The 15944-nt window shown below is 37.1% G+C and carries 9 protein-coding genes and 1 riboswitch; all 9 genes read left to right on the top strand.

The window, feature by feature from the left end; all coding sequences use genetic code 11:
- The first annotated feature begins 15 nt into the window (after positions 1-15).
- The 9 genes from AB3M96_RS19775 (at position 16) to AB3M96_RS19735 (ending at position 15837) form a co-directional block, all read left to right on the top strand.
- A complete protein-coding gene (locus AB3M96_RS19775) occupies positions 16-1527 on the top strand; it encodes a flagellar hook-associated protein 2 (protein ID WP_412969329.1) in 1512 nt (503 codons plus the stop codon).
- An 18-nt stretch (positions 1528-1545) separates the two neighbouring features.
- Positions 1546-1953 (top strand): flagellar export chaperone FliS, encoded by a 408-nt coding sequence (gene fliS, locus AB3M96_RS19770; protein ID WP_412969328.1) that lies wholly within the window; start codon positions 1546-1548, stop codon positions 1951-1953.
- On the top strand, positions 1953-2303 hold the full coding sequence (gene fliT / locus AB3M96_RS19765; RefSeq protein ID WP_412969327.1) for a flagellar protein FliT: 351 nt from the start codon (positions 1953-1955) through the stop codon (positions 2301-2303). The genes fliS and fliT overlap by 1 nt, the downstream gene beginning before the upstream one ends.
- A gap of 133 nt (positions 2304-2436) precedes the next feature.
- Positions 2437-2532, top strand: a riboswitch (cyclic di-GMP riboswitch).
- 81 nt (positions 2533-2613) lie between these two features.
- Positions 2614-7956: an OmpL47-type beta-barrel domain-containing protein gene (locus AB3M96_RS19760; RefSeq protein ID WP_412969326.1), complete on the top strand. Its 5343-nt coding sequence runs from the start codon at positions 2614-2616 to the stop codon at positions 7954-7956.
- 618 nt (positions 7957-8574) lie between these two features.
- The gene (hpf, locus tag AB3M96_RS19755) at positions 8575-9135 is read left to right on the top strand and encodes a ribosome hibernation-promoting factor, HPF/YfiA family (protein ID WP_412969325.1); all 561 of its coding nucleotides are present in this window, start codon (positions 8575-8577) and stop codon (positions 9133-9135) included.
- A 285-nt stretch (positions 9136-9420) separates the two neighbouring features.
- The gene (locus AB3M96_RS19750) at positions 9421-9987 is read left to right on the top strand and encodes a DoxX family protein (protein ID WP_412969324.1); all 567 of its coding nucleotides are present in this window, start codon (positions 9421-9423) and stop codon (positions 9985-9987) included.
- 203 nt (positions 9988-10190) lie between these two features.
- Entirely contained in the window at positions 10191-12701 is a 2511-nt protein-coding gene (gene secA, locus AB3M96_RS19745) for a preprotein translocase subunit SecA (protein ID WP_412969323.1), read from the top strand.
- Positions 12702-12811: 110 nt separating this feature from the next.
- Positions 12812-13913 (top strand): peptide chain release factor 2 gene (gene prfB / locus AB3M96_RS19740; protein WP_412969322.1). Its coding sequence is split into 2 segments (ribosomal slippage): positions 12812-12883 and positions 12885-13913, totalling 1101 coding nucleotides; the frame shifts between segments, so codons are not numbered across the junction.
- 427 nt (positions 13914-14340) lie between these two features.
- The gene (locus AB3M96_RS19735) at positions 14341-15837 is read left to right on the top strand and encodes a methyl-accepting chemotaxis protein (protein WP_412969321.1); all 1497 of its coding nucleotides are present in this window, start codon (positions 14341-14343) and stop codon (positions 15835-15837) included.
- The last annotated feature ends 107 nt before the right edge of the window (positions 15838-15944 follow it).

Raw genomic sequence — 15944 nt, 5'->3', positions numbered from 1 at the left:
AGGTGGTGAACACCAATGAATATGAGAATTGGTGGTTTAGCAAGTGGAATGGATATTGATCAAATAGTTACCGATCTTATGAAGGCGGAGCGAATTCCTTTAAACAAGCTAAATCAAAAGAAACAAATTTTTGAGTGGCAACGGGATCAGTATCGTGAGATGAATAAATTACTGGCTGAACTCGATACGATGTCTTTCAATATGACGTTATCAAAAGCGTATCAATCTAAGACTGTTACAAGCTCTAACTCATCAGTCATCACAGCAACTGCAACAAACACAGCAGCAAATGGGTCTTATAAAATTAAGGTTGATAAATTAGCAACCGCAGCATCACGTGCAAGTGAAACTACGATATCAGCAGGGACTAAAATTGACCCTACAAAACCTTTAAATACACAGTTTACTGCCAATAGTTATTCTGATTTTACAATTGAAACATTTAATGAAGATGGTTCAAAAAATACTGTCACACTAACCTTCGATCCAGCAACTGACTCATTAAATACTGTTATTAAGAAGATTACTGAGTCCAACTTGGGGGTTCGTGCATTTTACGACAATACATCTGATCGAGTTGTTATGGAGAGAACCAAAACCGGAGATTTCAATAAAACAGCTGAATACGGTGGAGCGGAAATTGGATTTACTGCCGGCTTTTTAACAGAGGTATTAAAATTTAATCCTGATAAAGCTGTAGAGAATGGCGGTACAAATGCAGAATTTACTTACAACGGTGTCCTACCGATAGAAACTACAAAGAATGAATATACAATTAACAATTTAACCTTGAAATTTAACGCTGCCACAGGACAGGAAGAGACGATTAATGTCTCACATAATACGGAGGATGCCTTCAATAATATTGTTCAATATATAAATAAATACAATGAACTTATCGAAAAGGTTAACGGGAAGATAACCGAAACTAGATACCGAGACTATCAACCTTTATCAGATGAAGAAAAAGAAGGTATGACGGAAGACCAGGTAAAGAAGTGGGAAGAAAGGGCTCAAAGTGGCTTACTGCGTAATGACTCTATTCTTTCTGGTGCCCTGAATCAAATGAGAATGGACTTTTATACTCCACTCTCAGGAGCAATAAAAGGTTTTAAACAGTTATCTGATATTGGTATAACTACAACAAAGAATTATTTGGATCGGGGAAAGTTAACTATAAATGAAGAAAAGCTACGTCAGAAACTTCAAGAAAATCCAGATGCTGTTTTTAGACTTTTTTCAACTAGTGGTACAACTGAAGATACACAAGGAATTGCTCAACGAGTTAGAAAGACTATTAAAGGTACCATAGCAAATATTGAAGCAAAAGCTGGTAAGTCTACATGGACGAACCAACAATTTACTATTGGCCGTAATTTATCAACAATTGACAGTCAAATCGATCGTTTCGAAGATAGACTCTCGACAATTGAAAAACGTTATTGGCGACAGTTCACTGAGATGGAAAAGGCGATTCAAAAAGCAAATTCACAATCAGCATACCTCATGCAGCAATTCATTCAGTAAAAAAGGAGCATAGTAACTATGGCAATTAGCAATCCATACCAAGCTTATCAGTCAAACTCTGTTACAACCGCAACACCAGGAGAATTAACATTAATGCTCTATAATGGTTGTTTGAAGTTTATTAAGATAGCACGTAAGGCTATCGAAGAAAATAATATTCAAGAAAAAAATGTGAATCTCCAAAAGGCGCAAAACATCATTAGCGAATTTATGGTTACCCTAAATCCTGATGTAGAAGTTTCCAAAACAATGATGACTATGTACGAATATATTAATCGTCGCTTAATCGAGGTTAATATAAAGAATGATTTGGAAATTCTATCCGAGGTTGAAGGATATGTAACAGACTTCCGTGATACTTGGAAGGAAGTTATCCGGCTTAACCGTCAACGTCAACATAAACATGGACAAGGTGGACAGGTGTAGTGAATCCAGTTGTAGCTCTGTACCGTGTTTCAAAAGAACTTCAAAGTATACTTGATCAGCCTATCGAAAAAGATAGTAGAGACGAAGCAATCGAAAAAATAGCTCTTCTACTAGGCGATAGAGAACAACTTTTACCAGAAGTGAAACCACCATTCTCGGTTGAGGAAAAGAAACTGGGTGCTGAAATCATCCAGATGAATACACTTATCGAGTCCCACCTAGAGAAGATTAAAAAAGATATTCAATTTGATCTGGCCCATGTTAAAAAGAGTAAGGAAACATCAAATAAATATGCGAATCCTTATCAAACTCCACCAGCTGATGGGATGTTTTTTGATAAGCGAAAATAACAAATATATCGAGTAAGTATACAATTCCCTTCGTATTCTTACTCGTTTTTATTAATTTAGAAACTAGTAATATAGTACTGGTAAAATAACTAGTAAAATGGTAATATGATAGACATATATTAACAAAAAACCAAAGTGAAAAAGGCAAACTATGGGAAACTATAGGACGCAAAGCCAAGGGCCTGACCTACATGAACCTAATTTGTGTGGATGGCAGCCGGTTGCCACAAGGACTCATAGTCTTATTACCTATGAACCTTGTTTGAGGTTCTTTTTCTTTTGGATTTTTTAGGGAAGGTAGGACTATAGAATGAGAAAATATTTAAGAAAGAGTATCACAGTTTTTGCATTACTTCTCATGGTTACACAGTTATTGTTTCCATTTGGTAATGCACTAGCAAATGGTAGTATGCTACCGCCAACTACAATTACCCATCAAGAGATAACACCTGATGATATCAAACTCTCTTGGAATGCTGTTTATGGAGCAACAGGTTATCAAATCTATGAGATTACAGATGGACAGCTTTTACAAAAAGGAACGGTTACATCTAGTAGCTATCTGTTTAATAACCTAGAAGAAGGAACGTACACGTTTGCAATCTCGACTTTAACTTCTGAAGGGGAGTCTGGCCCGAGTGCTCCGATCACCTTTACAGTTACTTATCCGGACATGCAGGCACCTACAAATCTAACTCAATCGATTAGAAATGGAAACGATATTTATCTTTCCTGGGGTTCCTCAAAGTATACAGAGAAATATAACGTTTACGAGGTGTCAAAAGAAGGAAACCAGCAGCTAGTAACTTCTGTTACAGGCACTAACCATACAATTAGCAATACTCCAGAAGGAAGCTACACCTATGTTGTAACAGCAGAAAACTCATTATATGGTGAATCATCTCAATCGGATGCTGTACAAGCTGAAGTTGTTTATCCAGTCATGCAAACACCAGCTAATTTTACGTATTCAATATCGAATGGAAATGATATTACTTTTAGATGGAATACAGTCTCCTACGTGACAAATTATAAATTATACAAGGTTACTGAGGATGGCAAGGAACTTATTGAAACAACAAAGAATTCGTCGTATAAGCTAAGTAATGTAGCACCTGGAACATATACATACGAGATTCAATCCTATAGTGATCGTTTCGGCGAATCAGTGGATGAATCTGGACAACTCCAGATAACTGTAGATGAAATTAAAATGGTTGCCCCAAGTAATTTTACATATCAGCTAGTAAATGTAAATGATATTAAGTTAACTTGGGATAGCGTAAACAATGCTACAAATTATAAAATCTATCAGATTATCAATGGTGAGAAAGTCCTGAAGAGTACTGAAACAAGGACGTCTGTCACATATTCAAAACAGGAAGCGGGCGAATATGATTTTGAAATTCATTCATACAGTGACCGTTTTGGAGAATCTGTAGATGGAAGTAAGGTTTCAGTAGTTGTTGATCAAGTAGAGATGGAAGCCCCAAGTACAATTTCATATAACGTAAAAAATGGAAATGATCTTGTATTAGAATGGGAAGCTACATCTAATACTACAGACTATAAAATCTATCAAGTAAATAATGATGGCACAAAAGTATTAAAAAGGACTGCAACTAGTACTTCAACTACTTTTACGAATATGGCTGAAGGAAGTTACACTTTTATGATTCATTCAAATTCTACTAGATTTGGAGAATCAGCTGAAGGAAAAGAACTTTTATTCTCGATTGTATACCCAAAGATGAGTTCACCAAGTAATGTAACGGAAACGATTAAAAGTGAAACATCATTTAGCTTGCATTGGGATGCAGTAGATTATGCAACAAATTATAAAGTATACCAAATCGCAGATGACAAAAAGGTACTAAAAAGCACTGTTACCGGGACTAGCGTTTCTTATTCAAATATGCCTGCGGGAGATTACACGTATGAAATTTACGCTTACTCTTCAAGATTTGGCGAGTCTGAACAAGGTACAAAAGTAACAGTTACACTAGAAGGCCAAACAATGAAGGCACCAGCGGAACTAGCTTTCACAACTAAGAATGGAAATGATGTTGCGTTAAATTGGTCTTCAGTAGATTATGCAACAAACTATAATATTTACGAAGTTGTTAATGGTGAAAAAGTATTCAAAAGGAATACAACATCAAAGTCTTATACTTTTACAAATTTAGCTGAAGGTGAATATACATTTGTAATTCACTCGAATTCTACTTACTATGGAGAATCAAAGTATGGGGCTGAAGTAACGGTTTCAGTTGTACATCCATTAATGGAAAAGCCAACTAATTTAAGTTTTTCAATCCTAAACGGAAATGATGTTAAATTAAGTTGGGACGAGGTAGAATACGCAACAAGCTATAATGTATATGAGCTAATTGGTGATGATAAAGTATTCCGATACAACGCCAAATCTGAGTCATATACTTTCTCAAATGTATCGGAAGGTCAGCACACCTATGTTGTTCATTCTGTGAGTGAGCGTTTTGGAGAATCAAGCATAGGTAATTATACTTCGATGGATGTAGAGCATCCAATCATGCAGGCTCCAGAAAGTTTATCTTCAAGTATTTTAAAGGGCAATGATATCAAGTTAAGTTGGTCAACAGTAACCTATGCTACAAATTATAATATATATAGAGTGACTGGAGATGAAAAGGAACTAGAAAAATCAGTCACAGGAACATCGGTTACATTTACAAACTTACCTGAGGGTGTTTACAAATACGAGGTGTATTCAAATAGTAGCCGCTTTGGTGAATCACCGGAGAGTAGCGCAATTGAAATTACCGTCGTTCATCCTATCATGCAAAAACCAGAGAATATCACAGATAGGATTTCAAATGGAAATGACATCATTCTTAAATGGAATGAAACAGATTATGCAACTAAATATAATGTATATCAAATAATTGAGGGCGAGAAAGTCTATCAAAAATATACTACAGGTACGTCAATTAGTTTCACCAATATGCCTGAAGGTGATTATGAATTTATAGTGCACTCATATAGTGATCGATTTGGTGAATCACCAGATGGGAACAAAATCTCATTTAGACTTGTGCACCCGATAATGCAATCACCTGAAAATTTTAGAAACACTATTTCGAATGGAAATGATATTGTAATCAGATGGAATGAAACAGATTATGCAACTGGCTATAATCTTTACTCAGTTAAAGATGGGGAAAAGATATTGTTAAGGTCAACTAAAGGTACATCTTCTACCTTTACGAATATGGCTGAAGGTGATTATGAGTATCTAGTTCACTCATATAGCACTCGATTTGGAGAATCTCCAGATGGAAGTAAGTTAGACCTTACTCTAAACTGGCCGGTTGTTCAACCGCCTCAGGTAGATGCAGATGTAAATAATTTTAATAACATAACACTATCTTGGCCAGCTGTTACATGGGCAGATGAATATAGGGTTTACAAAGTTACAAATGAAAAAAGGGAATTAATAAACAAGGGCAGCGCCAGAAACTATAAAGTTTACAACCTAACTGAAGACAGCCATTCATTTGAAGTAACGTCTTATAGCAATCGTTTCGGTGAGTCTCAGCCTTCAAATCCAGTGACAGAAACTATTATCTATCCATTAATGGAGACACCGGCTGCAAATCTGAAGTTATTAAGCGATACAAGTGCAAGAATCAGCTGGAATTTTGTTGCGTATGCAAATGGCTACAACATCTATGAAATTATAAACGGTGAAAAGGTTTTAGTTGCTGAAAGAATAAATAATCTTTCTTACACATTAACTAATCTTACATACGCAAACCATGAATATGTTGTAACGTCAGTTAGTAATTCTTTTGGTGAATCTGAACCATCAGATGTAGTACTGGCTAAACTAATTATTGATGAAGAAGCGCCTGTAACAACATCAAATGCACCAACCGAATGGGTTAACAAGTCTGTAAATGTTAAACTAACTGCTACTGATAACGAGGTAGGGGTTGCAAAAACATACTATTCTCTAGGTGGAGAATGGATTGAAGGAACCTCCTTCTCTCTTGAGGAAGCTGGAGTTCACGAGATATCTTTCTATTCTGTAGATAAAGTGGGTAACACAGAAAAACCGCAAACAATGGAAGTCAAAATCGATAAAACAACACCAGAGACATCTTCGAACGTAGTTGATTCATGGAACAATAAAGGCGTTCAAGTGGAACTAGAGGCTTCAGATAACCTAAGTGGTGTAGCAAAAACATTCTATTCAATAAATGGTTCTGAATACTTAGAGAGTACAAGTTTTACTGTAGATACTGAAGGGATAAATGAGGTATCTTTCTACAGTGTAGATGCAGCAGGAAATGTTGAAGATACACAAACGATTGAAGTGAAAATCGATAAAACAACACCAGAAACAACTTCCAATGTGGTTGATTCTTGGAACAACAAAAATGTCCAAGTAGAACTGACAGCTACAGATAACTTAAGCGGGGGTGCAAAAACATTCTATTCAATAAATGGATCTGATTATGCAGAAGGTACAAGCTTTACTGTCGTTGCTGAAGGAGAAAACGAGGTATCTTTCTACAGTGTAGACGAAGCAGGAAACGTTGAAAATGCACAAACAATAGAAGTAAAGATTGATAAAACAGCACCAAGCACTACTTCAAACGTAGTGAATACTTGGAACAACAAAGATGTTCAAGTAGAACTAACAGCAACTGACAACCTAAGTGGAGTAGAAAAAACCTTCTACTCAGTAAACGGATCAGAATATGTAGAAGGAACAAGCTTTACCGTTAATAATGAACAAGTTAACGAAGTATCATTCTACAGTTTGGATCATGCAGGAAACCAAGAAGAAGTTCAAACACTACAAGTCAAAATCGACAAAACAAAACCAGTAACAACATCAAACGTTACTAACACATGGTTAAAAGATGACTTTACTATAGATTTAACAGCAACTGATAATCTAAGTGGAATCGCAGATACAATCTATTCAATTAATGGAAAAGGATCTGTCTCAGGATTAAATACTATTATCACTAAAGAAGGTATCTCAAACGTATCCTTCTACAGTATTGACAACGCTGGAAACATTGAAGACATTCAAACAGCTCAAGTGAAACTTGATAAAACAGCTCCAACTGTTAAGTTAGATGTTGCTGAAGAGTACACTTTAGGAACTAAATTACCATTAACATACGTTGCTACAGATAACCTGTCAGGTATCGCAACTGAAAAAATGACTGTTAATGGACAAGTTGTTCAAAATGGTGAGGTTGTTTCATTCAATCAACCAGGTGAATATGTAGTAGAAGTAGATGCAACTGACAATGCTGGCTGGACTACAACAATCAAGAAGACTGTATTAGTTTATATCCCAGCAACGATAGAAGTGCTACCAAAAGTAATGAACGGAAACAAGGGTGTATTTACTGTTAAAGTTGACTTACCTATGGGTTATAGTACAAAAAACCTTGATCTTGATGCTGCAACACTAAATGGAGTGTCTGCACAAACTTCAAACAAAGGTTATTATAAGCAAGCTGAACAAGGTCAGTTTAAATTTGAACGCCAAGATTTCTATTGGATTCCTGGTCAAACGACAATGAAATTCGTAGGGAAGATAGGGAACTTCATTGTAAAAGGGCAAACTGATGTAAAAGTAATAAAATAAGAATTTTAGAGAAACACGGGACCACATTCCCCGTGCTTCTCTCTTTTAATATGACATTTCCATGGCAATCCAAAAAAACTTTCTAACAAACATTTACCAATTCCCACAATAATCTCCACCAACTTGGATATACTAGTACTGAAGAATTCTTCATAACTTAATCACCCAAGATTACCACACGAATCATTCATAACTCACCTTAGATACGCATATATTTCAACACCTATACAAAACGTTTACAAATTCACAATTTCTTCATATTTCCTAGAAGTTTAAGCAGGAAACAAGGAGGGTAATGTAGAATTAGTAACTATAGCCTTTAATTTTATTCAGCATATATCTCCTACTTTAATGAGTATGGATGAATGCAAAAGGGTTTACAACTTAGTGGGTTGCAATACCCGGGCTGAATAAAATCAAGCCTCCGGCGGATGCCTCGATTTTTCAAAGGAAGTTTTTCGAGCAAGCTCGAAGAAAAATCTGGCGGCAAATACGCCAAGGCGCATTTGATTAAAAGGTTATAATGTTTCACACATTGGTAACCCTAAGTGGGTCCTCTGTGAAAGGGCAATACAATGACTAGTGAGAACTAGTCGAGTTCAAAGGAGGAGTTCATGTATGAATTACAACGTTCGTGGTGAAAACATTGAGGTAACTCCAGCATTACGGGAGTATGTTGAGAAGAAACTAGGCAAGCTTGAACGATATTTCGATGGTACTCCAGATGCAAATGTGAATGTCAACTTAAAAGTTAATAATGCAAAAGATTCTAAAATAGAGGTTACGATTCCAATGCCTCAGCTAGTACTTCGTGCAGAGGAGTCTCATGCAGATATGTATGCAGCGATTGACCTTGTCACTGACAAGCTAGAGCGTCAAATTCGCAAGCATAAAACAAAAGTAAACCGTAAGTTCCGTACTGAAGGTTCTACTCGTACACTGTTTGCAAACGGTGCAGGAACTACATCTGCTACAGCCGTTAAAGACCTTGAGGATGAAGATTACGAATTAGTTCGTACAAAGCGCTTCAACCTTAAACCAATGGACAGTGAAGAAGCGATTCTTCAAATGAATATGCTGGGCCATAACTTCTTCGTCTTCACAAATGCAGAGACAAACTCTACAAATGTGGTGTACAAGCGAAAAGATGGCAAGTATGGTATCATTGAACCCAACTAACTCTCATAACCAAACACAGTCTACCATGTAGGCTGTGTTTTTTATTGTCATTTTTTAAAAGTAACAATCCTGAAACCCTACCACAAAATAAGGACTTTCCACTATGAAAATAGGGGAAACACCTTATAGTTATCTCCTTTCATATAGTAGATAATAACTTTAGAGGAAAATATTACATATTCACTAACAACCACCATGTTAGAAAGGGAGGCACCTTCCTTAGTCTAATCAATCTTGAAAATACTTTCCGAAAAAATAAAATATAAAACGAATGGAGAATGCAGTATGAAAAACAATGCAGTTCAATTTAAGGAGAATCCTGTTTCAAACTTTCTTTTTAACGACAGTCGTTCTGCACTTATTTGGTTAGTAGTTCGCGTATATTTAGGCTACACATGGCTAACGGCTGGATGGCATAAGATTACAGAAGATGCTTGGACAGGTGAAAATGCTGGAGCCGCTATTCAAGGATTTGTGCAGGGGGCATTAGCTAAGTCTGCTGAAGGTAACGATGTTACTGGCTGGTATGCAACCTTTTTAGAAAATGTTGTTCTTCCAAATGCAAAAGTTTTTTCATACATGGTAGCTTATGGAGAAGTATTAGTTGGCATAGGTTTGATTGTTGGATTGCTAACAGGTGTGGCAGCTTTCTTTGGATCATTGATGAACGTAAGTTTCCTTTTTGCTGGAACATTAAGTACAAATCCACTACTGCTAATCCTAGCAACATGGTTAGTGTTAGCTTGGAAAGTTGCGGGCTGGTACGGCTTAGACAGATGGGCACTACCTTTCTTAGGAACTCCTTGGGATCGTAAAGGCAGCAAGACAAAAAATCAAACAAGAGACGTCTGAGTATAAACTCACAAAAGGTATCTAAGTGCCAATGCACTATGGTACCTTTTTCCCTTTTCAGCCCTAAACATTTTCCCCTTGTCGAATCCATGCATCCCTTGTCACAATCCAATTCCCTTAAATATTTTACCCTGATTCTATTTAGTGGTAAAATGGTAGTATTACTTTTTAAAATCTGTATTTACAATAGAGGAGCGTACGTAATGCTTGGTATATTAAACAAAGTATTTGATCCTAACAAACGCACATTAAAACGATTGGAAACACTTGCTGGTAAAATTGAAGCACTTCATCCTGAGATGGAGAAGCTTTCTGATGATGCACTTCGTGAAAAAACTGAAGAGTTTAAAGCACGCTACCAAAAAGGTGAATCATTGGATGATCTACTCGTTGAAGCTTTCGCAGTTGTTCGTGAAGGTGCAAAACGTGTTCTTGGCCTACATCCATATCCGGTTCAATTAATGGGTGGTATCTCCCTACATGAAGGTAATATTTCAGAGATGAAAACAGGGGAAGGTAAAACATTAACTTCCACTATGCCTGTTTATTTGAATGCATTAACAGGAAAAGGTGTTCACGTTGTTACTGTCAACGAATACTTAGCAAGTCGTGATGCGCATGAAATGGGACAACTTTTTGAGTTCCTTGGTTTAAGTGTTGGTTTGAACTTAAACTCTATGTCACGTGAGGAAAAAATTGAAGCATACCGTGCTGATATTACGTACGGTACAAACAATGAGTTTGGTTTCGACTACCTGCGTGATAACATGGTACTTTACAAGGAACAAATGGTTCAGCGTCCGCTTTATTTTGCGGTAATTGACGAGGTTGACTCGATCTTAATCGATGAAGCGCGTACTCCGCTAATCATTTCTGGTTCAGCACAAAAGTCAACGTCACTCTATGTTCAAGCAAATGGCTTTGTTCAAACGCTTAAAAAAGAAGAAGATTACACGTACGATGAAAAAACAAAGGGTGTTCAACTAACTGAAGAAGGGATTAGCAAAGCTGAACGAGTATTCGGTGTTGAGAACTTATTTGATATTTCAAACGTTGCGTTAATTCATCATATCAATCAAGCGTTAAAAGCAAATGCAAGTATGCACTGTGATATTGATTATGTGGTAGAGGAAGATCAAATCGTAATTGTTGACCAATTCACTGGTCGTCTTATGAAGGGACGTCGTTATAGTGAAGGTCTACACCAGGCAATTGAAGCAAAAGAAGGCGTAGAAATTCAAAACGAAAGTATGACGCTTGCGACAATCACGTTCCAAAACTACTTCCGTATGTATGAAAAGCTTTCAGGTATGACAGGTACTGCGAAAACAGAGGAAGAGGAATTCCGTAACATTTACAATATGAATGTTGTAGTTATTCCTACGAATCGTCCGATTGCCCGTGATGACCGAGCAGATTTAATTTATAAATCAATTGAAGGTAAATTCCGTGCTGTTGCCGAGGATATTGCGGAACGCAATGCAAAAGGACAACCTGTCCTTGTTGGTACGGTTGCCATTGAGACTTCTGAAATTATTTCGAAGTTTTTATCGAAAAAAGGTATTAAACATAATGTCTTGAACGCGAAAAATCATGCTCGTGAAGCTGAAATCATTGAACATGCTGGTCAGCGTGGAGCAGTTACAATCGCAACTAACATGGCTGGTCGTGGTACAGACATCAAGCTTGGTGAAGGTGTGAAGGAACTAGGCGGATTAGCTGTTATCGGTACAGAGCGCCATGAGAGCCGTCGTATTGATAATCAGCTTCGTGGACGTTCTGGTCGTCAAGGAGACCCAGGGGTAACTCAGTTCTACCTTTCTATGGAAGATGAACTAATGCGCCGTTTCGGATCTGATAACATGAAATCGATGATGGAACGCCTTGGAATGGATGATTCACAACCAATTCAAAGTAAAATGGTTTCTAGAGCTGTTGAATCAGCTCAGAAACGTGTTGAAGGAAATAACTTTGACGCTCGTAAGCAGCTTTTACAATATGACGATGTTCTTCGTCAACAACGTGAAGTTATTTACAGTCAGCGTTTTGAAGTTCTTGATTCTGAAAATCTTCGTGAAGTGGTTGAGCGTATGATTCAATCAACAATTGATCGTACCGTTAACGCTCATACACCGAAGGATGAAGTGGAAGAAGAGTGGAACTACAAAGGTATCGTTGACTATGTGAATGCAAATCTTCTAAACGAAGGTGACATTTCAGTAGCTGACCTAAAAGGTAAAGAGCCTGAAGAAATGTCAGAGTTCATCTTTGAAAAGGTTAAGCAACGCTATGATGAAAAAGAGGCTCAAATGGATCCAGAACAAATGCGTGAATTTGAACGTGTTGTTGTTCTTCGTTCAGTTGATAGTAAATGGATTGACCACATTGATGCAATGGATCAATTGCGTCAGGGAATCCATTTACGTGCATATGGTCAAACTGATCCACTTCGCGAATACCAATTTGAAGGATTTGCGATGTTTGAAAATATGATTGCTTCCATCGAAGAGGATGCAGCGAAATTTGTAATGAAAGCACAAATTCGCAGCAACCTGCAACGTGAAGAAGTGGCAAAAGGGCAAGCTGTTCTTCCAAAAGAAGGCGGAGACGAAAAGCCGAAGAAACGCCCAGTTACAAAATCAGTTGACATTGGTCGTAATGACCCTTGTTACTGTGGTAGCGGTAAGAAATACAAGAACTGTCACGGTCAATAAAGTTAGAAGGGTGAGAGGTAACTCTCACCTTTTGCACGGATTTTTATGAGTAAAATGGATTGAAAAAACTCATTCTAAACGGTAGATAATAAATCTGGAGGAAACAATATATGGAATTAGTAGAAATAAAGCAAGAGTTAGAAAAAATGGCTAAGAAATTAGCAGGTTTTAGGGGGTCTCTTTGACTTAGAGGCTAAGCAAGCACGTATTACAGAGCTTGATGAAGTGATGTCTATGCCAGACTTCTGGAATGACCAATCAGCGGCTCAAAACGTAATCAATGAGGCAAATGCGTTAAAGGAACAAGTGGTAGAGTACACAAACCTTAACGACTCATATGAGAACCTTGAACTTACCTATCAGCTTTTAAAAGAAGAACCAGACGCGGACTTACAGACTGAGCTTGAAGAAGAGCTTAAAGATTTATCCAAGAACTTAAATGAATTTGAACTTCAGTTACTTTTAAGTGAGCCTTATGATAAAAATAATGCCATTTTAGAACTTCACCCAGGTGCTGGTGGAACTGAGTCTCAGGACTGGGGCTCGATGCTTCTTCGTATGTATACACGTTGGGCTGAGAAAAAGGGCTTCAAGGTTGAAACGTTGGATTATCTTCCTGGCGATGAAGCGGGTATTAAGAGTGTTACTCTTTTAATAAAAGGGCACAATGCATACGGCTATCTAAAGGCTGAAAAGGGAGTACACCGTCTGGTACGTATATCTCCGTTCGATTCTTCAGGCCGCCGTCATACTTCTTTCGTTTCATGTGAAATAATGCCTGAATTCAATGATGAGATTGAAATTGATATCCGTACTGAGGACTTAAAAATTGATACGTATCGCGCGAGTGGAGCGGGTGGACAGCATATTAACACAACCGACTCTGCAGTTCGTATTACACATACGCCAACAAATACAGTCGTAACTTGTCAAACGGAGCGTTCACAGATCAAAAACCGTGAGCAAGCGATGAAGATGTTAAAATCAAAGCTCTATCAACTCGAAATCGAAAAACAACAAGCTGAATTAGATGAAATCCGTGGCGAACAAAAGGACATCGGCTGGGGAAGCCAAATCCGTTCCTACGTATTCCACCCATACTCAATGGTAAAAGATCACCGCACAAACACAGAAGTTGGTAACACAAACAGTGTCATGGACGGCGATATCGATCTATTCATTGATGCTTATTTACGATCGAAATTAAATTAAACTGAGTAAGGCTGACCTTTTAACGAGGTCAGCCTTTTTTGGGGGACAGGACAGGACTCCTGTCCCATTTTAAAACAAGGAAAACAACAAAACCTAGTAGAATGTCGAATAATTCCGAAACCCCATACAACAAAACCACACGAACATACCCCTCAAACAAACATTTGATTGAACCGCAAATCTCAATTCAAACAAACGCTTGATTGAATTTTAAAAGCCAGATAATAAAAGGGTCTTATTCACTAAACAAACGTTTGTTTGAACACATTATATCTTGAAAAAATGACACCCCCACTATCCACAACGATCACAATATGCCCATCGACGTAATAATACACTTTCCGACAATTACCAATACATTTTCCCTCTAAACATCATTGCACTTAACCGATATATACATTATGAAAAACTATTGGAGGATAATTTTATGACAGATAAAAAGGTAAATATTCAAGAACTGAAAAAACAGGATATTATCCGTAAGAACAAGCTAGTTACAAGTGTAACGCTGATTTCTGTTTTATTAGCAGTACTTGTTGATATCGCAATAAAACTACCAATGCAAACTATCTTAACAACTGCAATAGGTGGAGGTATATTTGTTACTCTCCTAGCATTTTTGAATTATAGAAGACTATTTTTAATGCAAGTTCCATATATTGCGATAGTGGGGTTGACTGGTGTCATCTATTTGATAATGAATGCTTCTGTATCGGCACCAGTTATCTTATTACCACTTTTCCTACTAACAACTATAGCTATTTACAATACGAGAATTACGTTACTTGCTGGTGTAGCTGGAGCATTAGTTTTACTAACATCTTTCATGTTCATGTATGGGGACACGTTAGAGTTCACTTCCCAAACCATAATCACTTACTATATGATTTTTGGAATCACAATCTTAACGTTATTTTTCCAAAACCAGGTTACGAGAAAGATGTCGGCTGATACAGAAGCATTACAAGTAGAAACTGAACAGCTTTTAGAAACTAGTAAAAATCAAGCAACCCAGCTTGAGAATAGCTCACAAGTGATCAGCGAAAACATTACAAATATTCGTCGTCAAGGTGAAGAGCAAATGCATGCATTTAGCGAGATGACGATTGCTGTATCTGAAATTTCATCTGGTATGAACACGCAAAATGAGGCAGCGACAATAATAACTGAGTCAATCGAGAATCTAAATAAAGTTGTACAGCAGCTTGTTCAAGGCTCAAACCATCTTAGTGTTCAAACTGAAAATGGAAACAATGCTTCGCACAATGGAAACAAAACAATCGAGAGTTTACTAGCTAAAATTACCGATTTTCAAGATTCTGTGATGTCAATGTCTTCTACGATGGATAATCTAGTAACAAAAATCAATGAAACAAATGGGTTTACAGATAAAATACAAGAAATCGCTTCTCAAACAAATTTACTAGCTTTAAACGCATCAATTGAAGCCGCTCGTGCTGGCGAAAGTGGAAAAGGATTTGCGGTGGTAGCTGCTGAAATTAGAAAGCTATCAGAGGTAACATCCAATACAGCTAATCAAATCTCTGAAAATCTTAAAGAGGTTAACGAAAGTACAACACTAACCCAAAAACAAATGGCAGAGAACGCAGAAAAGATGGATGAAAGTGTTCAACTGACTAAGGATACAAAAGGTGTATTTTTAGTAATTGATGAGACTGTTTCTGAACTAAATGAAGCTGTTAAGCATTTTGAAAAAATCTCACAAGAAATTGGTGGTTCATCATTATCAATTGAGACCTCTGTAAGTGAATTTGCAGCAATTATTGAAGAAACAACAGCATCACTTGAAGAAATCACTGCCTCAATCGAAAATCAAAACGCACAAATGCAACAGCTTGTAGCATATGTACAAAACACAGATAACGCAACAGAAGAATTAATGCAGATTTTTAAAGTGAAATAGAGTATAGAGAAAGCCTTAATGAAGCAAACATTAAGGCTTTTTTCTAAATGTAGAAACGTCAAATTCTATTAAATGTGCTTAATCCTCAAAAATCTGAGTTTTCCGAC

This window comes from Ferdinandcohnia jepli, assembly GCF_047246645.1.
Taxonomy (GTDB): domain Bacteria; phylum Bacillota; class Bacilli; order Bacillales; family Bacillaceae_L; genus Ferdinandcohnia.
Note: the sequence above shows the minus strand (reverse complement) of the source record. Positions and strands in the feature narration are given on the sequence as shown.

What these genes read in the sequence shown, in the direction of transcription:
- AB3M96_RS19735 (WP_412969321.1), top strand. Translation starts at nt 14,341, where the DNA reads ATGACAGATAAAAAGGTAAATATTCAAGAACTGAAAAAACAGGATATT.
- hpf (WP_412969325.1), top strand. Translation starts at nt 8,575, where the DNA reads ATGAATTACAACGTTCGTGGTGAAAACATTGAGGTAACTCCAGCATTA.
- secA (WP_412969323.1), top strand. Translation starts at nt 10,191, where the DNA reads ATGCTTGGTATATTAAACAAAGTATTTGATCCTAACAAACGCACATTA.
- AB3M96_RS19775 (WP_412969329.1), top strand. Translation starts at nt 16, where the DNA reads ATGAATATGAGAATTGGTGGTTTAGCAAGTGGAATGGATATTGATCAA.
- AB3M96_RS19750 (WP_412969324.1), top strand. Translation starts at nt 9,421, where the DNA reads ATGAAAAACAATGCAGTTCAATTTAAGGAGAATCCTGTTTCAAACTTT.
- AB3M96_RS19760 (WP_412969326.1), top strand. Translation starts at nt 2,614, where the DNA reads ATGAGAAAATATTTAAGAAAGAGTATCACAGTTTTTGCATTACTTCTC.
- fliS (WP_412969328.1), top strand. Translation starts at nt 1,546, where the DNA reads ATGGCAATTAGCAATCCATACCAAGCTTATCAGTCAAACTCTGTTACA.